Genomic DNA, 21,122 nt, shown 5'->3' on the forward strand with positions numbered 1-21,122 from the left:
CCCGGCTCCGGTACGCGCCCGAGTCAGAGCTCGTAGAAGCCGACCTGCTCCAGCATCCGCACGGCGTCGGCACGGGATCGCACGCCGAGCTTGCGATAGATCGAGAGCGTCTGCGACTTGACCGTGCTCGGCGCGACGAAGAGGAGCTCGGCGATCTGCGCGATCGACAGCGTGGTGCGCAGTTGCAGCGCGACGACGCGCTCGCGGTCCGTCAGCGACGGCGGGATGCGCGGATCAGCCTCCCCCGGTGCACTCGGCTCCCCGTCAGCGCCCGAGAGGCGGATGCCGTCGGCGATACGTGGGACCCTCTTCTGCGCGAACGCCATCAGCTCCTGCAGCTCGCCACCGGGGAACAGCGCGATGACGGAGCGGAGCCGGCTCCCCTCCGCATGGGCGAGGGCCTCCCCGGCGTTGCGCAGCGCCGCGGCAGCGTGCCCCAGCCGCATGTGCGCGATCGCACGCGTGAGCAGCACCAGCGGCAGGCTCCACAGGTTGTGCTCGACCCTCCGGCGCTTGCAGGCGCTGGTCGCCTTCAGCGCCTGCCGGTCCTCGTGAAGCTGCAGGAACGCGACGGCGCGAAGGCTCGCCGGGCAGATGAAGTGGTTCCGCGAAGGCTCAGCGCCCTGGAGCAGGCTCAGCGCGCGCAGCGGCTCCCTCTCGCCGAGGAGGAGGAACGCCTGCAGCGCGAGCGCCTGACTGCGCACGAGTCCCGGTCCGTCCGGGTGGGTGACGCCCTGCACGACCTTCGTCGCCAGCGCCATGGACCGCGTCGGCTCGCCGGCGAGCGCCAGCGCCACCGCCTCGAGCAGGTCGGCGAGCGACCGCGCGTTGGGCTCGGCCTCGACGAGACTGCGGACCCGCGGGACGAGCGCGGCTGCGGCCTCCGCGTCCATCCGCGTGAAGACTTCGATGCCCTCGGCGACCGCCGCCATGAACTCGGCGCGATCGCCGTCCCAGGCCTCGTCCCGTGCGAGTTCGCGCATGGCGGCGCGGGCGGTGGCGGCATCCGCGAACTCCCCGTTCACGGCGTGCGCCGCTGCGAGGAGGCCGAGGGCCCGATAGCGCCAGCGCGGGTCGCCGGCCTCCCGTGCGCGCGCCTCGAGCCGCAGGGCGTACTCGAGGGCACGCACGCCGTCGGCGACGCCGATGTACAGCTCCGCGAGCGCCGCGCCGCCCGCGAGCAGCACATCGAGGGGGAGGTCCCGGTCTCCGGGGAAGGGCTCGCCGTCGACGAGGATCGCGGCGAGATCCAGCGCCTCGGCGAAGCGGTCGGTGCGCGAGAGCGCCATGATCATCGCCGCGCCGATGTACCCGGCCTCCGCGCGGGGCAGGGCACGGACGTCGGAGACGGGAGCCGCCCGCAGGGCGTCCAGCTGGCGCTGACTGGGCGGGCAGCCTCCCTGCAGGGAGGATTCGATGAGAGCGGTGGCGGCAGCGAGCAGCATCCCCTCCCCCTCCCCGAAGCGCTTCCCAGGATTGTACTCAGACCTCTCTCCTCGTGGCGGCCGGATCAGCCGTTCGCGGGGAGGCGGTAGAAGACCGAGCCGACCTGGTGCCCCTGATCGAGGGCGGGATTCCAGGCGACGCCGTCCGGGCTCGCCGCGCTCCCGGGAGCGGAGCTGCTCGTCTGCGGCCACACCAGGAGCCTCCAATAGCCCGCGTGGTCGAGGGAGAAGTCGCCGAGGACCGCACCGAGGTACACCCCGGAGGCATCGTTCACGTAGTTCGGCACGGTGAGGCGACGCGGCGTCGGGGTCACCGAGGCGGGGCGCCCCGACTCGTCGACGAACTGGAACAGCACCTCGGTCGTGAGGTCGTTGCCGATCGCGGCGGACCGTCCAGAGGTCTTCGCCCCGACGAAGAACCGGTCGCCGCTGAGGGTCGCACCCCCGGCGGGGACGACGTTCCCCCATCCGGTCTGCGAGTTCGGGCCGGGGTAACCGGGTACGCGCGCGGTGACGGTGTCCCAGGCGTTGATCGCCAGCGGGCGGCCGTCGTCGCCGAAGTGCACCAGAGTGAAGGGCATGTCCAGCTGCGTGCGCGATCCGTCCGGCCAGGTGGCCCGCACCGGCCACGTATGCGAGCCGTGCGGCGCGTTCGGCACGTCCGCGTCTCCGCGGGCGGAGATCCAGAGACGCTCGAAGCCGCTGCCGACGTCCTGCACATGCGCGACGCCATAGGCCTCCCCGATCGAGGACTGCACGTCGGCGACGGGGGCGAGCCGGGTCCAGCCGGACGCGGTGAGCGGGTAGAACGCATACTCGAGCCGGGTCGGCCGGACGCCGGCCGGCACGATGACGCAGAAGTCGGCACGGAACTCGTCGGGCCCGTCGCCGATCGCGGTGGTCCCTCCCAGGAGGGACAGCGCATAGGCGCGCTCTGCGCGCACGGTCGCGGCGACCGTGGTGCCCGCGACATCCGCGACCACGGTCGATGCCGACGACGGCTCGACCGCCCGGAACGGGGGCACCGCCACCGTCCCCGGACCGGAGCCGATGACGCGCGGGATGCCGGCGGTGCCCCCTCCGTCCACCCACTCGAATCCCTCGGGCAGCGTGACCGTAACGTCGTCCGTCCCATCGGTCGAGACCATCGCCCCGGAGACGTCCGCCCCGATCACCACCGTCTCGGGCAGGCCGTCGATCCGGACGGATGCCGACGGGGCGACGCTGGCCGATGCCAGTGGCGTGGCGACGGCGACGGCGATCACCGGCACAGACCACGCGGCTCCGCGGAGCACCGTCCGCCGCGACCACCCCGCCTCCGTCGTCGTCCCGACCGTCGTCTCCTCTGCCGTGTGCATCGCTCGCCCTCCTGTGGTGTGCCGAGTCGCAGCGCAGGCGCGCGGCGACTCTTCCACTCTCGGTGGCGAACGAACCGCCTTCCGGGGAATCGGATGCTTTTCCACCGGTCTTTCCACCGGAGGATCCGGTGGTCACATCCAGGGGCCCGTGACGCGGAGGCGGAGCCCGCTCCGGTCGCACTTGAGCACAGTCGCGCGGGCTCGCACCGTGCCCACGTGCGACCGGAACCGGGTTCAGGCGCGCAGCGCCTCCACGAGCGCGGCGATGTCGGCCGGCGTGGTGCGGCAGCATCCGCCGATGAGCCGCGCTCCGCTGTCGCGCCAGCGTGGCGCCAGCTCAGCCAGGGTGGATGCTCCCTGGACACCCGGACCCCAGGTCTTGGTGACCGGGTCGTAGGTCTCCCCCGAGTTCGGGTAGGCGACGAGAGGCAGGCTGGTGTGCGCAGCGAGCTCCTCGAGCGCGGGCGCCACCACCTCGAGGGGCACGCAGTTCACCCCGAGCGCGATCACACCCGCGCGGCCGTCCAGCGCACGCGCCACCTCGGCGAGAGGCGTGCCGTCGCTGATGCTCGCAGCGTCGCGGAGCGAGAAGGAGATCCACGCCGGCACGCCCAGTTCCTCAGCGAGATCGGCGAGGGCGAGCGCCTCGGTGAGCTTCGGCAGGGTCTCGAACGCGAGCAGGTCCGCACCTGCGTCGACGAGCGCCGCGGCACGAGGGCGATGGAAGTCGACGAACTCCTCACGGGACAGGTCGTAGTCGCCGCGGTACTCCGAGCCGTCGGCGAGGAACGCTCCGTAGGGTCCGACCGAGCCTGCCACCAGCCCGTCGGCGGCTCCCCCGCCGTCACGGGCGGATGCCGCCAGCCGGACGCTCAGCGCGATGAGGTCGAGCGCAGCGGCCTCGTCCATGCCGCGCGCCGCATATCCGGCCGGCGTCGCCTGATAACTGGCCGTCGTCGCCACCTGCGCACCCGCACCGAAGTAGTCACGATGCACGGCCTCGATCGTCTCCGGCTGCTCGAGCAGCGTCTTCGCCGACCACAGCGCATCGGCGAGATCGCAGCCGCGCCGCTCGAGCTCTGTCGCGAGTGCGCCGTCGAGCACGATCGGGGTCTCGGTGTGCAGACGCTGACGCAGGGCGGCGGCGGTGATCATCGTTCTCCTCGGGAACCGTCCGGCTCGGTAGCGACCGAGCCGGATACGACAAAACCCCCGGAATCCCGGGGGTTTCATACGGTAGCAGGAGCGGGGCTTGAACCCGCGACCTCACGATTATGAGTCGTGCGCTCTGACCAGCTGAGCTACCCTGCCGCACTGCATCCGCATCGCAGATGCAGACACTGTGAGCCCCGAGTCAGGATTGAACTGACGACCCCTTCCTTACCATGGAAGTGCTCTGCCACTGAGCTATCGGGGCGCGCTGCCCCTCGCGGGGCAACCAGACGAGAATACCATCACAATGGGCTTCTCATGAAATCGAGCCGGTCAGTACGAGTACCGGCCCGCGTTCTCGCGCAACCACGGCATCGGGTCGATGGTTCCGCCGTTGACGATGATCTCGAAGTGGAGGTGCGCGCCGTAGGAGCGGCCGGTGTTGCCGGTCTTGCCCACGATGTCGCCGACCTTCACGGTCTGACCCGCCTGGACCTGCAGGGAGCCGTACTGCATGTGCGAGTAGTGGCTGGTGACGACCTGGCCGTCGATCACGTGATCGATGTACACGGTCACGCCGTAGGCGCCGCCCTGCTCGGTCGCGATGCGCACGGTGCCGTCGGCGATGGCCTGGATCGGAGCGCCCTCACCGGGCACGAAGTCGATGCCCTCGTGCAGGCGGCCCCAGCGCATGCCGTAGCCCGAGCTCATCCCCACGCCGACCTTGAACGGCCACTGGATGGCCGCGTCGGGGTCGTTCGTGAAGACCTCGTTCGAGTAGTCGATGCCCTCCTCGGCGGCCACCTGGATCAGCGAGACGGTCGAGAAGCTGTCGGATCGCACCAGCGTGGAGTTCTGCACGTCGGAGGAGGTGACGAAGGCCTGGATCTCACCCTCGGCCCTGTCGGAGCCGGAGGCGCCGGATGCGGCCACCAGCGACGTCGCGGCGAACGCCTGCGGGCCCTGACCGGCGGCGACGGCCTCGGCGGGCAGGGTCATGGAGACGGTGAGGAGACCGGCGAGACCCATCACGCCGACGGTGGCGCCGAGAGTGACGGCCTTGCGCAGACGCGGACGCGGACGACGCGGGGCCACGTGCTCGACGACAGGCGCCTCGGCCTCGGCGACGGCCTCCGCGGGCTCCGGGGCCGGGACGGCCTCGGAAACGACGGCACGGAAGGCGCGCGAAGCCTCCTCGAAGGCGTCGACAGCCGGAGCCGCAGATGCCGACGGCCCGGCCTCGACGACAGGCTCGGCCTCGACGATGGGCTCGGATGCCTCGGGGATCACGGTGGGGGCGAAACGCTGGCGGGCGGCGCGGCGCGAAAGCGGGGCCTCGAACGCGGGGGCCGCTGCTTCGGAGACAGCTGCCGTCGCTCCCGCCGCGGGGGCCTCGAAGGCCGCACTGCGGATACGGCTGGAGCGGCGCGTGGGCGCAGGGGCAGCCGGGGTGTTATCGAAGGGCAAAACGGTTCTCTCGGGTTCAGACGTCAAGCTGGGGGGCGCTTACGACTTCCATCGAATTCGGGCCGATGAAAGTAACGATCGGATAAACACTAGCGTGATCCACCTGGGAAAGCCATGAGTCCGTCACGTTTCCTGCCCCAGGATCTCATTCAGGCGCCCGTGCACCGCTGCTCCGCCGGCGATCAGCATCGGGCGCACGGAGTCTTCATCGAGCAGGGACACGGTGCCGCCGGCCTCGCTCACGAGCAGCGCCCCGGCCGCGAGATCCCAGGACTTCAGGCCCCGCTCGAAGTAGCCGTCCAGGCGCCCGGCGGCGACGTAGGCGAGGTCGAGCGCCGCAGAACCGGCGCGTCTGAGGTCCCTCGCCATCGTCATCACGCGGCGCACGGTGGCGAGGTCGCCGTCGTGCGTCGACGGGTCGTACCCGAAGCCAGTGGCCAGCAGCGCGCCGGCCGGCGACTCCGTGGTCACGGCCAGAGGTCGCTCCCCCAACCAGGCGCCGTGGCCTCGGCTGGCGGTGAAGAGCTCGCCGGCCGCGGGGGCGAACACCGCCGCGGTCAGCGCCTCCCAGCGCAGCGGCACGGCGTCGCCGCGGACCGCCGCGATGCTCACGCAGTACGCCGGGATGCCGTACGCGTAGTTCACGGTGCCGTCGATCGGGTCCACGATCCAGGTGATGCCCGTCTCCCCGTCTGCGGCATCCGACTCCTCTCCGAGGAATCCGTCACCGGGACGCGCCTCTCGCAGGCGGGCGCGGATGAGCTCCTCCACCTCGCGGTCGGCCTCCGTGACGATGTCGGCGAGCGTCGACTTCGTGGCGGCGAGGTGCACGCCCTCCTCCCGCCGCCGGCGCGCGAGCTCGCCCGCCTCGCGGGCCACGTCGGAGGCGAGTGCGGCGAGCTCGAGTTCGCTGGTCACTGCGGCGGGAGCGGCGGCGCGGGCGGGAAGACCGGGGGCGTCGCGGGGGACGGCGGTGCCGGCTGCGGAGGCGGTGTCGGCTCGGCCTGCGGGGCCGGCGGAGCGGAGACCGGAGCCTGCGGCGCGGCCGCGGGAGCCTGCGGCACCGGCGCGACCGGGAACGAGGCCGGCGCGGCGATCTGCTGCGCCGCGGACGGACGCCCGGTGTAGTAGGCGTTCCAGTCCGGCGTCCCGTCCGGGAGCGGCGGGAGCGGGGTGACGCCGTCGGCGTACGTCGGCCAGGCCGGTGCGGGTGCCAGCGGCGCCGGGGCCTGCTTCTTCGGCGCGAACAGCGCGTTCAGCAGCGGGATCAGCGTCGTGCCCACCGCGGCGAGGATCGTCAGCGCGACGACGATCCTCCAGTACAGCTCGTCGTAGTCGAAGGTGTGCGGGAACGTGAGGAAGAACACGAGCATCCCGACGAGCGCTCCGAGGAACACCAGCGTCGCGATGTAGATGATGCGCGTGAAGACGGTCACATGCCGCTGGGCCGCCGGCGTGAACAGCCGCAAGTGCAGCAGCGCGAGCTGGAGGATGCCGACCACGAGCAGCAGCTGGAAGAACCGCTCCGCACCGGTGAAGAACTCGCCGTCCTCGGGGAGCCAGATCTTCACCGCGCCCACGAGAAGGGCGAGGATCCAGGACACCATGCTCGACAGCGCGAGCCAGTCCGGGCGGTTCGGCGCCAGTCCGGCTTCGGCGATGGCGATGCCGGCGAAGCCCGCGAGCAGCAGGATCGTGAGGAACGCGCGCCCGATCAGGCCGTCCTGATCGCCGATCAGCACCCAGACGACGCAGACGAGCGCCGCGGCGATGAGCGCCCCGATCGCGATCCAGATCGCGCCTCTGATGAGGAGGGACATGTTCTTCCGGTCGGCGGGACCGACCGGAACCGGAGCACCGCCCGGCCTTGCGTCGGCGCTCCCGAACTCCATCTGCGACATGACGTTCCTCCCGTTGTGCGGCTCTGCCCTCATCCTCGCACGCGGCGCCGACGATGCCGAGCGATCACCACACCCTGTGGAGAGGGTCAGCCCTTCGTCGTGGACGCCGCCGCGAACGCGGCGATGCGCGCCCTGGCGTCGGCGGTCTCCATGGACGCGCCGATCGAGCGGGCCTCCTCGCTCAGTTGCTCGGCGAAGGTGCGCTCCGGCTGGCTGCGGACGAGTCTCTTCGCCTGCCCGTAGGCGTCCGCCGCTCCGGCCAGCCAGAACCGGGCGACCTCCTCGGCCCTGGCGCGCACGGCCTCGGCCTCGGCCGCGGCATCCGCTCCGTCCACCGCCTCGGCGACCAGTCCCCACTCCACGGCCTCGGCGGCGGTGAGGAGACGGTCCTGGAGCACGAGCTGCAGCGCGCGGCGCTGCCCGATCGCGCGGGCGAGCTGCGCGGAGACGGAAAGATCCGGGGTGAGCCCGATGTTCGCGTACAGGCTGCCGATGCGGGAGCGCGACCCGATCACGGCGTAGTCGGTGCTGAGGAGGATGCCGAGCCCGCCGCCGGCGGTGGTGCCGTGCGCGGCGGCGACGACCGGGATCGACGACTCCGTCAGCGAGCGGATGCCGGCGTTGATGACCTCCGCGAGCGCCGTGATGTCCGCTCCGGAGCCCATGGTCGCCGACATCTCGATGACGTCGCCGCCGGCGCAGAACGCGGGCCCGGTCGCGTCGAGGAGGATCGCCTTCACGTCGGAACGGGAGACCGCCTCCGCCGTGACCTCTCGCCAGGCGTAGGCGAGATCGGCGTTGAAGGCGTTGAGGCGGGCCGGACGGTTCAGCGTCAGCCGTGCCATCCCCTCATCGACAGAGAACAGGATGGCATCGCTCATGGCTTCTCCTTCGAGCACAGGACGTATACCTCCAGGGTAATCAGTCGCCGCCCCGGACGCGGGAGACGAAGGCCTCCATCCGGCGCCGGGTCCCGTCCAGGCGGAAGTCCACCTGGCCGGCGGCGCGGACCTCGTTGGGGGCCAGCGGATGCGCGAGGCGCACGCTCTCATGGCAGGAGAGGTCGGCGCACATGTACGTGCCGACCGAGTCGCCGCGCTGCCCGGCCTCTCCGGCGCGACGCGCGGAGAACAGCAGCACCTGGTTGCCGGGCTGCATGGTGTGGCAGATGTTGCACATGCCCGATCGCGCCCGGCCCGGATCAGACGCCCGCAGCACCACCCCGGTGACGCCGCCCTCGTGCTGGACCAGCACATAGCCGCGCCGCCCCGCACCCGGGTCCCTCCAGGCGAAGAAGTCGAGGTAGTCCCAGTCGACGAGGAGGAAGTCGTGCGGCATCTCCATGACACGCAGCTCGTCGGCGTCCGCGTTGATGAAAGACGCGCGGACGTCGGCTTCGGTGAGCGCTCGCATCCGACCAGTCTAGGCAGGAAGGATGCCGCCCTCGCGGCGTCCGTGCAGGACGGACACCGCCCCCGCGGTTCTCCCCCGACGGGAACGGCATCCGCCGGCTCAGGGCAGGAGACCGCTGATCTCGGCGCGCCGGAGCGCGCGCAGCAGCCCCCGGGACGGCGGCGCCGCCTCGGCATCCGTGGAGTGGCGCAGGATCGCGGCGATGCCGGCGACGGTCGCATGCACGGTCGAGCCGTCCCGGCGGGCGAGGCTCATCCCGATGAGCGCCTCCAGGTTCCGCCGGCGGCGGCCGGCGGTGAACAGGCCGTGCCGCGGCGCCGCCGCGAGGAACCTGCTCTCGAGGAGGGGCTCGATCTCCCTCATCTCGTGCTGCACGAGCAGCGAGAGGTCGGCGCGGAGCGCCTCCGAAAGGGCCTCGCCCCGCAGCTCCCCTCGCAGGATCTCCTCGTCGATGCTCAGGTCCAGGGCCGCACGACGCTCCAGCCGGGTGCCTCCTGGCACCGGCGTCTGGGCGGTGTCGCGCGCGCGGAACGGGCGCGATTCGATGGCCGTCATACCTGGGAGACGCGCAGATCCCGTGTTCATTACGCGATTCGCCGGAGATGATCCGCGGCGCCTCCTGCACCTGCAGGCCCGAACACACGGATGCAGGCCCAGAAAGCCGTTCTGAGCCTGCATCCGTGATCTGAACCTACAGCTGTCTCGGCGAGCGCCGCAGCGCGATCACCCCGCGGGCGCCACCGCGATGCGGTCGACCCGCACCTCGCCCCCGATCCCCTCGACGGCGAGCACACGCCCCTGCTGCGGCGCGATGAGGTCGGTGAGCACGCGAGTGCCGCCGTCGGCGAAGACCTCGACCGAGGCGCGGTCGATCCAGATCACCAGCTCGATCACGTGCCCTCCGGAGACCGGCATGCTCTCGACGCTGCCGAAGCTCTCGTGGATGCCGTCGGCGCCGTGCCGTCGGTCGAGAGTCAGCCGGCGAGCGCCGCGGTCGTACGCGAGCACGACGCCGCCTCCTTCCGGGGAGTCGCCGTTCAGCCGGAGCCTGAAGCCGGAGGCTTCCTGCGTGTCGATGCGCACCGTGATCCGTCCGGCATCCGGCAGCTCGCCGATCGCCCGGGGCGCGTCGACGAGGACGCCCTGGGTGACCTGCTCCTCTCCCGGGGATGCCGTGATCGGCTGCTGCCGCAGGCGCAGGCGCCCATCGACGCGCACCAGGGAGAGCCGGCGCGGGAGCGCCATCATGCCGTGCTGCAGCGTCCCCTCGGTGAAGGGCAGGTAGCGGGCGTAGTCCCAGTTGGACATCCAGGCGATGAGGGTGCGGTCCTCTCGGGCGAGCCCGTCGAAGGTGACGCCCGCGTAGCAGTCCCGGCCGAAGTCGAGCCAGTCGATCGCCTCGCCCGTCGCGTCGGCATCCGCCGTGAAGGTCACCCCGTCGAACCGCCCGATCACGTACTGGGTGCCCGACCCGCCGGCGATGCCGCCAGGGTTGAGGCTGATCAGCAGCACCCAGCGCACGTCCGACGGATCGCCGTCGACGGCGAGCGGGAAGAGATCGGGGCATTCCCACACGCCGTCGACGGCACGCTCCGGCCCGAAGGACGAAAGGAAGGTCCACCGGGTGAGGTCGTCGGAGCGGTGCAGCAGCACCTGCCGGTCGGTCGCCTCGACCGCCACCATCACCCAGTAGCTTCCCGCCGGACCCTCGTAGCGGAAGACCTTCGGGTCCCGGAACTCGCCCGTGCCGCGGTCGAGCACGGGGTTGCCCGCGTACTTCGTCCAGGTCAGGCCGTCGTCCACGCTGTGCGCGAGAGCCTGGGCCTGGTGGTTCGGATGCTTCGACGCCTGCGTGTACAGGGCGACGAGCGCCGGGGCATCCGCCGACCCCAGTCCCGAGGTGTTGCCCCGGTCGACGACCGCCGAGCCCGAGTAGATCTCCCCCGCCTCGTCGTTGCGGATCGCCACCGGATGGTGGTCCCACTCGACGAGATCCGTGCTGGACGCGTGTCCCCAGCTGAGGTGATCGTGGATCACCCCGTCCGGATTGCACTGGTAGTAGAGGTGGTAGCGACCCTTGTGGAAGACGAGCCCGTTCGGGTCGTTGATCCAGTTCCGCTCCGGTGCGAAGTGCAGCAGAGGGCGGGGTGCGGGGGCGTCGGTCACGTGCGGTTCCTTGTGCTTCTCGTGGGGGTCGGGGTCACTTGCCGGCGCCGGCGGTGAGGCCCTCGCGCAGCGGCTTCTGTCCGAAGATGAAGACCAGCAGCGCGGGGATCATCGACAGCACGACGCCCGCGAGGACGGTCGCGACGCTGCCGCCGCCGAGGTTGCCCTGCAGCGTCACCAGGCCGAGCGGAAGCGTGAAGTTCTCCTCGCTGATCGTCATGATCAGCGGCCGGAAGAACTCGTTCCAGTGGTAGTTGAAGGCGAGGATGCCGACGATCGCGAGTCCGGGCGTCGCCAGGGGCAGGTACACCCCGAAGAACACCCGCCAGGGTCCCGCGCCGTCGATCTCCGCCGCCTCGGCGAGCTCCGCCGGCAGGCCCATGAAGTACTGCCGCATGAGGAACGTGCCGAACGCGGTCGGGATCATCGGCACGATCAGCGCGAGCAGCGTGTCGGCGAGGCCCATGCCGCGGACCAGCATGAACACCGGCACGATCGTGACCTGCATGGGCACCATCATCGTGGCGAGGATGAGGCCGAACAGGACCTTCTTGCTGCGGAACTCGAACCTGGCGAACACGTAGCCGGCCATCGCGGCGGTGAGCATCTGGCAGACCGCGATCAGCAGCGTCACGAGAGCGCTGTTCCAGGTGTACAGCCAGACCGGGATCTGGGCGAACACATCGGCGAAGGATCCGAGACCGAACGAGGTGACGCCGGTCTCGGTGTCCGTCACGGTGAGTGCCGTGATGAGGGTCCAGACCACCGGCGCCAGCGTGAAGAAGGCGGCGAGGCCGAGGAGGACGAACTTCCCGATCGAGCCCGCGCGGGCCTTCAGGGAGTGTGTTGCGACTGCTTCGATGGACATCTCTGACCTCACCCGTAGAAGACGTAGCGCTTGCTGAGCTGGAACTGGGCGGCGGTGACCAGCATGATCAGCACCGTGAGCACGATTCCGATCGCCGAGGCGAGGCCGAAGTCGAGCTGCTGGAAGGCGGATTCGTAGATCACCATGACGGCGGTCCGGGTCTCGTCCCCGGGTCCGCCCCTGGTGAGGACGTACGGCTGGTCGAAGATCTGCAGGGCGCCGATGATCGCCATCACGCTGGCGACGAGCATCGTCGGGCTGACCAGCGGGAGCGTGATCTGGCGGAACTGCGTCCAGCCGGTGGCCCCGTCGAGCGAGGAGGCCTCGTAGACCTCCTTCGGGATCGCCGAGACGCCGCCGAGGAACAGCAGGAAGGTGAAGCCGAAGTTCTGCCACACGTAGACGAGGAGCACGACGATCTTCGCGCCGAACCCGGTGGTGAGCCAGCCGACCTTGCCGATGCCGACCCAGCCGAGGATCTGGTTGATCAGGCCGAACTCCTGGTTGAACAGGTAGGCCATCACCAGCGACACGGATGCCGCCGACAGGATGAGCGGGAAGAACAGCGCCGACCGGAAGAAGGTGCGCAGCCAGTTCGGCATCTTCGACTGCACGAGCACCGCGAGCAGCAGCGCCACGGCGATCTGCAGCGTCACCGCGACGATGACGAAGCCGATCGTGTTGAGGAACGACACCCGCACGGTGGGGTTCGTGGCGAGGTCGACGAAGTTGCCGAACCCGATGAACTCCGGAGCGGTGATGATGTCCCAGCGGAAGAAGGCCAGGAGGAACGAGCCGATGATCGGCACGAAGCTGAACAGACCGAGACCGATGACGGTCGGGGCCAGGAACACCCAGATGAGCAGGCGGTTGCCGCGGCGCTTCTCCGGCGTGGGCTTGACGCCCTTGGGCACGGTCACGGCGCGCGTGCTGTCGATGGCGGTGGTAGACATCATCGTCCCTTCAGTGCGACTTCGAGGTCACGCTGCATCGTCTCCAGCCCCCGCTTGACTCCGCCGGGGCCGTTGGTGATGGTCGAGACCACGTTCTTGAGCAGCGCGGACTCGACGGCCGCCTGCTGGGGCGGCGCGGGCATCGGCGCCGTGGTCGGGAACTTCTCGAGGGTGTCGTAGAACACGTTCCAGTGCTTCGGTCCGACCCCGGCGCCGTAGAGCTCGTCGTTCACCGAGCGTCGCGCGACGTTGGAGTCCGGCTTGTTGTGCGCGATGCGCATGCCCTCCACGGTCGAGGTGTACTTCAGCCACTCCCAGGCCTCGTCCTTGCGCTGCGAGGTCGACATGATCGCGTAGCCCGCGGTGCCGAACTGGTGGCGCTGGCCGCGCATCTTCGGGAAGTAGGTGACGTCGTAGTCGTCGTTCGCGAAGCCCGCCTCGTTGAGGCCCTGCACCCAGTAGCCGCCGGCGGGCGTCATGCCGACGCCGCCGCTGGAGAACAGCGCGACGAGCTCGTTGCCGCCGCCCTGCGCGGGGTTCGCGGCGAGGCCTTCGGAGACCATGCCCTGCAGCACCTCGAAGCTCTCGATGGTGCGGTCGTTCAGAGCATCCGCGTTCTCCCAGAGGAAGCCGCCGCCTCGGGGCTTCTCGTTCGGGTAGAACTCCTTCCAGAGCCAGTCGCCGCCCTTCGCCTTCTCCTCGGTGAGGAAGCTGGTCTCGTTCACGTAGAGCCAGGGCACGACGCCGCCCCAGAGGCGGTTGTTCCAGAAGTAGGGCAGGAAGTTCCCCTCCGCCGACTTCTTCATCGTGCGCGCGACGTTCAGGAACTCGTCGAGCGTCCAGTTGTCGCTCGGGCGCTCGAGGCCGGCGCGCTCCAGCGAGCGGGTGTTGTAGAAGATGTTCGGCGCGTTGAAGTTGTCGGGCAGCTGGTAGAGGCTCCCCTTGTACATGAAGGCCTCGACGAGCGACGGATGCACGTCGTCGAAGTACTCCTTCATCTCGGCGGCGTCGCGCTGCACGAACTCGTCGAGCGGGTGCGCCATGCGGGACGCGAACAGCTGCGTGCCCTCGGTGGCGACCATCACGACGTCCGGCGGGTTGCCCGCGGCGACCATGGTCAGGATCTTCGCGAAGAAGTTGCTCCAGTCCTGCCCCTGGATGGCGACGATGCGCACGGGGATGTCCGGATGCTTCCGCTGGAAGCCGTCGACGAGACCCTGCCGTGCCGCGGCATCCTGCGCCGTCCCGAACAGGGCGATGGTGAGGGCGTCGTCTCCGCGCCCCGGGATGTCGCCGCCGGTGAGTCGCGGCCACGAGACCGCGGTGCCGATCGCACCGAGGCCGAGAAGGGCGATCATCGCCCTCCGACTGAGCTCAACCACTGTGTCGTCCTCTTGTCGTCCTGCCCGTCCGCCGGCCTTGGTGAACGGGTGCTGAATTGATTCAGCAGATTGAAGTTAGCATCCGCTCCCCCGCTGCACAAGAGTTTGTGCTGAAATGGTTCAGCATCAGTGGGGGAAAGGAAGTCCGATGGCGGAGCCGAAGGCCCGGAGAGTCACCCTGGCCGACGTCGCGCAGGCAGCCGGCATGTCGAAGTCCGCGGTGAGCATGATCCTCAACGAGCGGCCGGGAACCCGACTCTCCGAGGAAGCCGTGAAGCGGGTGCGGGCAGCCGCCGAGGAGCTCGGCTACCGGCCGGATCCCCAGGCGCAGAGCCTGCGTCTCGGGCGCACGAAGTCCATCGGCTTCATCTCCGACCAGGTCACGCTGACCCGCTACGCGTCGGCCATGATCAGCGGGGTGCTCGACGAGGCCAAGGCTCACGATCGCACCGTGCTGATCGCGGAGACGCGCGGCGATCCGGCGGAGCTCGCCCGCGCCGTGGACGCCATGCTCGACCGCCGCGTGGACGGCCTGCTCGTCGGGCAGATGGTCGCGCGACTGATCGACGTGCCGCAACTCCCCCGCGACGTGCCACTGGTCGTCGTGAACGGCACGACCTCACGCGATCACCCCAGCGTGCTCCCCGAGGAGCGGACGGCCGGCTACACCGTCGCGAAGCACCTCGTCGACGCCGGACATCGGCGGATCGGCATCGTCGGCGACATCCCCCGGCTGATGAACGACCCCCGAGGATCCGCGACGATCCCCGACCGGTTCGCCGGCATGATGGCGGCGTTCGACGAGGCCGGGGTCGTCCCCGAGCGCGTCGAGGTCGACGAGTGGAACCCCTCGGCCGGGTACTCCGGCGCGCACCGCATCCTCGACGCGCATCCCGACCTCACGGCGATCCTCGCCTGCAACGACAACGTCGCCTTCGGCGTGTACCAGGCGCTCGGCGAGCGCGGCATCCGCGTGCCCGATGACATCTCGGTCATCTCGTTCGACGACGAGGAGCTCGCGGAGTACCACCGCCCCGGCCTCACCACGGCCCGCCTCCCCTACGAGGAGATGGGGCGCCGTGGCGTGCGGATGCTGCTGGGCGAGAGCGAGCCGGCGCACGAGCTCGTGCCGATGCCGCTCATCGTGCGGGAGTCGGTGCGGACGCTGGGCTGACCAGGGTCCGGCACCCGGCCGCCGCACGGATGCCGGGCCGCCGGCACGGATGTCAGATCAGATCCGCGATCAGGCCCGACAGGTGTGATCTCGATCCGGCATCTGTGCGGCGCCCGGGCTGGGGAACCGAGACGAGGTCGCGCAGCCTCCATGGATCCCGTTCCGCTGATCAACGACTGAAGGCCCCGCGTCGCGGGGCCTTCAGTCATGTGGTGGCGAGTGAGGGATTCGAACCCCCGAAGTCGAAGACGGCTGATTTACAGTCAGATCCCTTTGGCCACTTGGGTAACTCGCCAGAGCGCACCCGTCCGACTTGAACAGCCAACCGGGGGCACGAGTATCAATCATACCCGTCTGCGGCGGGCACGAGAAATCGACGGTTCAGCTGCCGTACACGCCGCGTTCGGCGTCGGCGAGCGACTCCGGCGTGCGCAGCAGTCCGCCCTCCGCGCGGCAGGTCGCAGCGGCGATGTCCATCGCCCGGACGAGCAGCGCCTCCCACTCCGCCGCCGTCGCCGGCTGCCCCTCGACGAGCGACGCCGCCACGGCGGAGAGGGTCGCGTCGCCCGCTCCGACGGTGTCGATGACGCGGCCCGGCAGGTCCGAGATCGGGGCCGTGACGACGCCGGCATCCGACTCGAGGATCGCGCCGTCGGCACCGGCCGTGGCGAGCACGGCACCGACTCCCAGCGACCGCAGGCGCAGACGCAGGGCGTCGAGGTCGCCGTCGTAGAGGATGGCCGCGTCGTCGGCGCCGACCTTCACGATCGCGCTGTGCGCCGCGAGCCGCTCGAATCCGCGGACGAACTCCTCACGCGAGCTCAGCATGCCGGTGCGCGGGTTGGGGTCGATCGCGATGCGTGCCTCGCCGAGCGCGTCGGCCAGGGCGTCGACCTCCTCCGACCGGTCGAACGGGAAGCAGCTCGTCACCACGAGCGCGGCATCGGCGATCGCCGCACGCGCCTCCTCGGAGTAGCGGATGCTGCGCCGCTGGGCCGCCTCGTTGAACACGTACTCGGGCTCGCCGTTCGCCGCGCGCGTGACGATGGCACGCGAGGAGCCGAGCGGAGATTCGCTGGCGATCAGCCGCACGTCATGGTCGGCCAGGTACTCGCGGATGTGCGCCCCTGGTTCGTCGTCGCCGACCATCGCGATCAGCGTCGTCGGCACGCCGAGACGGCGCAGGCCGACGGCGACGTTCAGCGCGGCGCCGCCGACGAGCTCGCGCACGCCCGACTCGTCGCGGATCTCGTCGATCAGGGCATCGCCGATGACGACTGCTTCACGGACCATCATCCGCTCCTCTGCTCACCTCGCGCTGCGTCCAGCGCCTCCTTCTTCCGCGACGCGGATCGCGCCCCGGGTCTGCACTCTATCGCCCTGGCGACCGCCGCCGCCGGGCGTTACGACCGGTCGTCCCGCCGCGCGGACCCGGCGGGACGGCCGAGGTCACAGCGCGATCTCGCGGATCGTCAGATCGCGGAACACGGCTGTGCCCTCGTGCGCGTACAGGCGGATGCCGTCGTCGCCCTCGAGCGGGAACACGCGGTGCGAGTGCACGGCGCGGCCGTCGTCGAGGAACAGCTCCACGCTGGTGCGGTCGACGAGCAGCCTCACCTTCAGCCGGCCCGCGGCCGGGTCGACCGGAGTCTGGGACTCCCCTCCCGTCGGGTTGATGGTGGGCCGCCGGTTGACGTACGCGAACGGCCCGCGCAGGTAGGCACCCGCAGCCACGTGACGCCCGCCGCCGGGCGCGCGGCACACCTCGAAGCCGATGTTCACCGGCGGTGCGGCCGGATCCCACACCAGCTCGGCGCTGAGGTCGTACGCGCCAGAGCGGATGTCGAGATCGCGCGTCCCCTGCACCGTGACGTCGCCGAGCCGATGCGTCCGCGTCGCGTATCCGGCGAGCGCCGCCGGTGGCGCCGAGTGCAGACGATACCCGGCGTCCGCGGCGACCAGCGTCAGCTCGCGCACGATCATGTCGTCGCCGTTGTAGCCGTCGGTCGCGAGGGTCGGGGTGTTGTGCGGGTAGTCCCAGAAGTTCGCCCAGCCGATGGCCCTGCGCAGAGCCGGGTTCTCCGCCCCTGACTCGTCGTGATCCGGGTACGTCACAGCACCGTAGAAGTCGAAGCCCCAGTCCAGCCAGCGCGGCTCATCCCGGTCGGGGGTGAACGCGGCGCCGTCGAAGCGTCCCGTCCAATAGGCGTAGGTCGCCGGCAGCCCCCTCCCCTTGCCGTTCGCGCTGACCCCGAGCACCCACTGCGAGGTTCCGTCGTCCGCGGTCATCCGGAACACGTCGGGGCACTCGAGCAGGCCGATGTCGGTGCGGACGAACTCGCCGGTGCGGATCCACGACTTCAGGTCCGCGGAGGCGTAGAAGCCGATGCGGTTCCCCTCGGCGTTCGCCATCGACCAGCGCGACCGGTCGGCGTCCCACATCACCTTCGGGTCGCGGAAGTCGTGCACGCCGGGGTTCGGCAGCGCCGGAGCCGCGTCACCGGGGGCGAACGTGCGCCCGCCGTCGGTGGAGTACCAGAGGAACTGCGCCTGCCGGCCCTCGGGCGCCTGCGTGACGAGGGCGATCACGGCCCCCTTCCCGTACCCGGCGGTGTCGTGCTCGTCGACCACCACGCTGCCCGACCAGCAGTCGCCGTTCGCGTTGGAGAACTTGGGGATGGCGACCCCGCGGTCGAGGAACCTCACATGGTCGGTCGTCGTGGCCAGCCGCCACGCCGTCCCCGCACCCCCGTCGATGTAGTCGGCGTTGTACAGGTAGTAGTACAGGTACTCGCCGTTCACGAAGATCGGGCGCTGGGGATCGTTCTTCCAGTTGTCCGGGACGCTGAAGTGATACGCGGGGCGGCTCCGCTGCCGCGCCGACGGATTCGCCGCCGGCACGGCAGCGGCGGGGGCCGGTGCGGCAGCGGCCGTCGCGGCCGGAGCGCAGATGGTCCCAACGGCCGCGATGCCGGCTCCCGTGAGCAGCGTCCTGCGTGACATGCCGTGATCCTGTTCCTTGTCCGTCATGAGGTCTTCCTCTCCTTCGGCGCCCACACCCAGTGGCCGGCGCTCTCGTTCACGTGCACGCGGGCGGATTCCGACTCCGCCCACTCCCAGATCTCGGTCCGCTGCCTGGCACGCGCCGCCGGGTCGTACGGCGCGCGCCGGTCCGGGTCAGGCACCGCGCCGACCAGCATCCGCATGTAGGGATGCTGAGGCTCGGCGAGCAGCGCGACGGCATCCCCGCCCTCCACGAGGACCCCTTGGTGCATCACGACGATGCGGTCGGCGAGATAGCGCGCCGAGGCCAGGTCGTGCGTGACGTACAGGATGGCGATGCCGCGCTCGTCGCGCAGGCGCGCGAGCAGGTTGAGCACCCCGATCCGCACAGACACATCGAGCATCGATGTCGGTTCGTCGGCGACGATGATGTCCGGCTCGACGGCCAGCACCCGCGCGATGGCGATGCGCTGACGCTGTCCTCCTGACAGCTCGTGCGGGAAGGATCCGAGCACGTCGACGGGCAGGCCGACCGAGGTCACGAGCTCTTCGAGCCGCGCACGCAGGTCGCCCCGCACGCCGCCGTGGAGCAGCAGCGGCCGGGCGAGCACGTGCTCGACCCGCTGGGTCGGGTTCAGCGATCCGAACGGATCCTGGAACACCATCTGCACCGTGCGCCGGTAGGCCTTCGTCGCCCGCCGCGGCTGGGTGCGGAGCACATCCTCCCCGAGCACCTCGAGCACACCGGCATCCGGTGTCTCCAGGCGGGCGATGCACCGCGCCAGGGTCGACTTCCCCGACCCGGACTCCCCGACCAGGGCGACGATCTCGCCGCGGCCGATCTCGAGGTCGACGGACTTCAGCGCGGAGACGCGCCGACGGGAGCGCCAGCTCCCCTGCGTGAACGTCTTGTCCAGCCCGGCGATCCTGATCGCCGGGACGTCGCGTCCCTGGGACATCATGCCTCCTCCGTTCGCAGCACGGTCTCGCCCGGGGCGACGAAGTGCCCCGGCGCCACCTCGACGAGATCGCCGATGTCGGTGAACCGGGTGCCCTCGGCGAGGCCGGTGAGCCTCGTGCGCGGGCCGGTGATCGAGGGGAAGGCGCCGAGGAGCGCCCTCGTGTACGGATGCCGTGCCCCGTGCCGCAGCACATGCGCCGGCGCCAGCTCCACGATCCGGCCGGAGTACATCACGCCGATGCGGTCGGAGAGCTCGAGCATCAGGGACATGTCGTGGGTGATGAACAGCACCGAGAACCCCAGCTCGGACTGCAGCTCCTTGATCTGCGCGAGGATCTCCTGCTGCACGACGACGTCGAGCGCCGTGGTCGGCTCGTCGAGGATGAGCAGCTTCGGCCGGAGCGCGCAGGCCATCGCGATCACGACCCGCTGCCGCTGGCCCCCGGAGAGCTGATGCGGGTACGCCCTCATGCGCGCGGGGTCGATGCGCACCAGCTCCAGGAGCCTCTGCGCCTCGTCGAGCGCTCTGCGCCGCGGCATCCGCTCGTGCGTGGTGAACACGTCAGCGAGCTGATCTCCGATGCGCATCACCGGGTTCAGCGAGTTCATCGCCGACTGGAACACCATCGCCGCCTCGCGCCAGCGCCAGTCGCGCAGCCGATCGGCATCCATCCGCAGCACGTCCTGCCCGTCGAAGCGGATCGCTCCGCCGCTGATCCGCGCCGGATCCTTGAGCAGGCGCATCACCGCGTTCGCGACGGTGGACTTGCCGCATCCCGATTCGCCGGCCAGCCCCAGGATCTCCCCCGGCGCTATCGACACGCTCACACGGTCGGCGCCGCGGACCGCGCGCTCGTCGCTCACGTAGTCGACGACGAGGTCCTCGATCTCCAGCAGCGCACTCATCGGGCACCGTCCTCTCCGGCGGCGGTGCCGCCGATATCCACCGCGGTCGGCGCGGTCGCGCTCGCGGCGCGACGGGGCGTGCGCAGGCGCGGGTTGGTGATCTCGTCCACCGCGTAGTTGCACAGGGCGAGGGCGAACGCGATCAGGGCGATGGCGAGACCCGACGGGAAGAAGATCCACCACTGCCCGAGCATGAGCGCGCCGTCGCTGGTCGCCCAGAACAGGTTGGTGCCCCAGGAGATCGTGTTGGAGTCGCCGAGGCCGAGGAACTCGAGCCCGGCCTGGGCGCCGATCGCGCCGATGATGCTGCCCAGCAGCGTCATCATCACGATCGACGCCATGTTCGGCAGGATGTCGCGGAGCATGATCCTCAGCGCCGGCTCGCCCGTGACGATGGAGGCGGCGACATAGTCCTTGCCGCGGATCGACATCGCCTGCGCGCGGAGCACCCGGGCGCCACCCGCCCAGCCGGTGATGGCGAGCACGATGATCACCGTTCCGAGGCCCGGAGGCAGGAACGCGGCGAGGATGACGAGGAGCGGCAGACCGGGGATGAGCAGGAACACGTTGGTGAGCAGGCTGAGGACGTCATCGGCCACGCGACCGAAGTAGGCGCTCGCGAGTCCGACGAGGATCGCGATGATCGTGGCCAGGATGCCGGCGACGAGGCCGACGAGCAGCGAGGAGCGCGAGCCCCAGAGCGTGAGCGCGAGCACGTCCTGTCCCTTCGAGGTGGTGCCGAGGAGATGCTCGAGGCTCGGCGGCGTCGCACCCCCCGAGCCGATGCGGGAGGGATCGCCGGGGAACATCGCCGGCGCCAGGAGCGCGAGGGCGATGAACGCGACGATGATGATCAGGCCGGCGACGGCCTTGCCGTTGCGGCCGAGCGCGCGCAGCAGTCGCAGCAGCGATCGGCCGCGAGCCGGCGGACGCCCCGTGAGGAGCGCCTGGGTCTGGGAGATGGCGATGATCC

At 70.5% G+C, this 21,122-nt stretch carries 19 protein-coding genes and 3 tRNA genes; 1 reads left to right on the forward strand and 21 read right to left on the reverse strand.

The features are described from left to right. Window positions 1-23 precede the first annotated feature (23 nt). From G6G98_RS17135 to G6G98_RS07260, 15 genes are all read right to left on the reverse strand, one after another. Window positions 24-1,445: a helix-turn-helix transcriptional regulator gene (locus G6G98_RS17135; protein ID WP_164232911.1), complete on the reverse strand. Its 1,422-nt coding sequence runs from the start codon at window positions 1,443-1,445 to the stop codon at window positions 24-26. Between the two features lie 65 nt (window positions 1,446-1,510). Beyond that, a complete protein-coding gene (locus G6G98_RS07195) occupies window positions 1,511-2,803 on the reverse strand; it encodes a hypothetical protein (protein ID WP_164232659.1) in 1,293 nt (430 codons plus the stop codon). Window positions 2,804-3,037: 234 nt separating this feature from the next. Continuing rightward, on the reverse strand, window positions 3,038-3,958 hold the full coding sequence (gene mmuM / locus G6G98_RS07200; protein WP_067349262.1) for a homocysteine S-methyltransferase: 921 nt from the start codon (window positions 3,956-3,958) through the stop codon (window positions 3,038-3,040). A gap of 82 nt (window positions 3,959-4,040) precedes the next feature. Then, window positions 4,041-4,114 (reverse strand) — tRNA-Met (locus tag G6G98_RS07205). Between the two features lie 34 nt (window positions 4,115-4,148). Continuing rightward, window positions 4,149-4,220: transfer RNA gene (locus tag G6G98_RS07210), tRNA-Thr, on the reverse strand. A 68-nt stretch (window positions 4,221-4,288) separates the two neighbouring features. Next, a complete protein-coding gene (locus tag G6G98_RS07215) occupies window positions 4,289-5,422 on the reverse strand; it encodes a M23 family metallopeptidase (RefSeq protein WP_164232909.1) in 1,134 nt (377 codons plus the stop codon). Between the two features lie 123 nt (window positions 5,423-5,545). Continuing rightward, on the reverse strand, window positions 5,546-6,340 hold the full coding sequence (locus tag G6G98_RS07220; protein WP_067349255.1) for an inositol monophosphatase family protein: 795 nt from the start codon (window positions 6,338-6,340) through the stop codon (window positions 5,546-5,548). Then, window positions 6,337-7,323 carry a hypothetical protein gene (locus G6G98_RS07225; RefSeq protein WP_164232907.1) on the reverse strand — a complete coding sequence of 329 codons (987 nt, stop codon included), beginning with the start codon at window positions 7,321-7,323 and terminating at the stop codon, window positions 6,337-6,339. Before G6G98_RS07225 ends, G6G98_RS07220 begins: the two co-directional genes overlap by 4 nt. Window positions 7,324-7,409: 86 nt before the next feature. Further along, a complete protein-coding gene (locus G6G98_RS07230; RefSeq protein WP_067349252.1) occupies window positions 7,410-8,204 on the reverse strand; it encodes an enoyl-CoA hydratase/isomerase family protein in 795 nt (264 codons plus the stop codon). 40 nt (window positions 8,205-8,244) lie between these two features. Then, a complete protein-coding gene (locus G6G98_RS07235) occupies window positions 8,245-8,736 on the reverse strand; it encodes an FBP domain-containing protein (RefSeq protein WP_067349248.1) in 492 nt (163 codons plus the stop codon). 99 nt (window positions 8,737-8,835) lie between these two features. Then, a complete protein-coding gene (locus G6G98_RS07240) occupies window positions 8,836-9,291 on the reverse strand; it encodes a hypothetical protein (RefSeq protein WP_164232905.1) in 456 nt (151 codons plus the stop codon). Window positions 9,292-9,459: 168 nt separating this feature from the next. Beyond that, complete coding sequence (locus G6G98_RS07245; protein ID WP_067349242.1) at window positions 9,460-10,902, reverse strand: glycoside hydrolase family 32 protein; 1,443 nt, start codon at window positions 10,900-10,902, stop codon at window positions 9,460-9,462. Between the two features lie 34 nt (window positions 10,903-10,936). Beyond that, on the reverse strand, window positions 10,937-11,770 hold the full coding sequence (locus tag G6G98_RS07250) for a carbohydrate ABC transporter permease (protein ID WP_164232903.1): 834 nt from the start codon (window positions 11,768-11,770) through the stop codon (window positions 10,937-10,939). 8 nt (window positions 11,771-11,778) lie between these two features. Further along, window positions 11,779-12,723: a carbohydrate ABC transporter permease gene (locus tag G6G98_RS07255; RefSeq protein ID WP_084788186.1), complete on the reverse strand. Its 945-nt coding sequence runs from the start codon at window positions 12,721-12,723 to the stop codon at window positions 11,779-11,781. Beyond that, entirely contained in the window at window positions 12,723-14,105 is a 1,383-nt protein-coding gene (locus G6G98_RS07260; RefSeq protein WP_243842033.1) for an ABC transporter substrate-binding protein, read from the reverse strand. Before G6G98_RS07260 ends, G6G98_RS07255 begins: the two co-directional genes overlap by 1 nt. 148 nt (window positions 14,106-14,253) lie before the next feature. On the opposite strand from G6G98_RS07260, the gene G6G98_RS07265 reads away from it, so the two are divergent. Further along, the gene (locus G6G98_RS07265) at window positions 14,254-15,279 is read left to right on the forward strand and encodes a LacI family DNA-binding transcriptional regulator (RefSeq protein ID WP_164232899.1); all 1,026 of its coding nucleotides are present in this window, start codon (window positions 14,254-14,256) and stop codon (window positions 15,277-15,279) included. A gap of 210 nt (window positions 15,280-15,489) precedes the next feature. Here the strand turns inward: G6G98_RS07265 and G6G98_RS07270 are convergent. The 6 genes from G6G98_RS07270 to G6G98_RS07295 form a co-directional block, all read right to left on the reverse strand. After that, window positions 15,490-15,574: transfer RNA gene (locus G6G98_RS07270), tRNA-Tyr, on the reverse strand. Window positions 15,575-15,660: 86 nt separating this feature from the next. After that, window positions 15,661-16,572 (reverse strand): PfkB family carbohydrate kinase, encoded by a 912-nt coding sequence (locus tag G6G98_RS07275; protein WP_347877963.1) that lies wholly within the window; start codon window positions 16,570-16,572, stop codon window positions 15,661-15,663. 156 nt (window positions 16,573-16,728) lie between these two features. Then, a complete protein-coding gene (locus G6G98_RS07280) occupies window positions 16,729-18,309 on the reverse strand; it encodes a glycoside hydrolase family 32 protein (RefSeq protein ID WP_243842034.1) in 1,581 nt (526 codons plus the stop codon). After that, on the reverse strand, window positions 18,306-19,244 hold the full coding sequence (locus G6G98_RS07285; RefSeq protein ID WP_208321434.1) for an ABC transporter ATP-binding protein: 939 nt from the start codon (window positions 19,242-19,244) through the stop codon (window positions 18,306-18,308). The genes G6G98_RS07280 and G6G98_RS07285 overlap by 4 nt, the downstream gene beginning before the upstream one ends. Continuing rightward, window positions 19,241-20,149 (reverse strand): ABC transporter ATP-binding protein, encoded by a 909-nt coding sequence (locus G6G98_RS07290; RefSeq protein ID WP_164232895.1) that lies wholly within the window; start codon window positions 20,147-20,149, stop codon window positions 19,241-19,243. Before G6G98_RS07290 ends, G6G98_RS07285 begins: the two co-directional genes overlap by 4 nt. Continuing rightward, window positions 20,146-21,120: an ABC transporter permease gene (locus G6G98_RS07295; RefSeq protein ID WP_432207069.1), complete on the reverse strand. Its 975-nt coding sequence runs from the start codon at window positions 21,118-21,120 to the stop codon at window positions 20,146-20,148. The genes G6G98_RS07290 and G6G98_RS07295 overlap by 4 nt, the downstream gene beginning before the upstream one ends. Window positions 21,121-21,122: the final 2 nt, after the last annotated feature.

This window comes from Microbacterium hydrocarbonoxydans, assembly GCF_011752045.1.
In the GTDB taxonomy this organism is placed as follows: domain Bacteria; phylum Actinomycetota; class Actinomycetes; order Actinomycetales; family Microbacteriaceae; genus Microbacterium.

What these genes read in the sequence shown, in the direction of transcription:
- G6G98_RS17135 (WP_164232911.1), bottom strand. Translation starts at nt 1,445, where the DNA reads ATGCTGCTCGCTGCCGCCACCGCTCTCATCGAATCCTCCCTGCAGGGA.
- G6G98_RS07195 (WP_164232659.1), bottom strand. Translation starts at nt 2,803, where the DNA reads ATGCACACGGCAGAGGAGACGACGGTCGGGACGACGACGGAGGCGGGG.
- mmuM (WP_067349262.1), bottom strand. Translation starts at nt 3,958, where the DNA reads ATGATCACCGCCGCCGCCCTGCGTCAGCGTCTGCACACCGAGACCCCG.
- G6G98_RS07225 (WP_164232907.1), bottom strand. Translation starts at nt 7,323, where the DNA reads ATGTCGCAGATGGAGTTCGGGAGCGCCGACGCAAGGCCGGGCGGTGCT.
- G6G98_RS07230 (WP_067349252.1), bottom strand. Translation starts at nt 8,204, where the DNA reads ATGAGCGATGCCATCCTGTTCTCTGTCGATGAGGGGATGGCACGGCTG.
- G6G98_RS07235 (WP_067349248.1), bottom strand. Translation starts at nt 8,736, where the DNA reads ATGCGAGCGCTCACCGAAGCCGACGTCCGCGCGTCTTTCATCAACGCG.
- G6G98_RS07240 (WP_164232905.1), bottom strand. Translation starts at nt 9,291, where the DNA reads ATGACGGCCATCGAATCGCGCCCGTTCCGCGCGCGCGACACCGCCCAG.
- G6G98_RS07250 (WP_164232903.1), bottom strand. Translation starts at nt 11,770, where the DNA reads ATGTCCATCGAAGCAGTCGCAACACACTCCCTGAAGGCCCGCGCGGGC.
- G6G98_RS07255 (WP_084788186.1), bottom strand. Translation starts at nt 12,723, where the DNA reads ATGTCTACCACCGCCATCGACAGCACGCGCGCCGTGACCGTGCCCAAG.
- G6G98_RS07265 (WP_164232899.1), top strand. Translation starts at nt 14,254, where the DNA reads ATGGCGGAGCCGAAGGCCCGGAGAGTCACCCTGGCCGACGTCGCGCAG.
- G6G98_RS07275 (WP_347877963.1), bottom strand. Translation starts at nt 16,572, where the DNA reads ATGGTCCGTGAAGCAGTCGTCATCGGCGATGCCCTGATCGACGAGATC.
- G6G98_RS07280 (WP_243842034.1), bottom strand. Translation starts at nt 18,309, where the DNA reads ATGACGGACAAGGAACAGGATCACGGCATGTCACGCAGGACGCTGCTC.
- G6G98_RS07285 (WP_208321434.1), bottom strand. Translation starts at nt 19,244, where the DNA reads ATGATGTCCCAGGGACGCGACGTCCCGGCGATCAGGATCGCCGGGCTG.
- G6G98_RS07290 (WP_164232895.1), bottom strand. Translation starts at nt 20,149, where the DNA reads ATGAGTGCGCTGCTGGAGATCGAGGACCTCGTCGTCGACTACGTGAGC.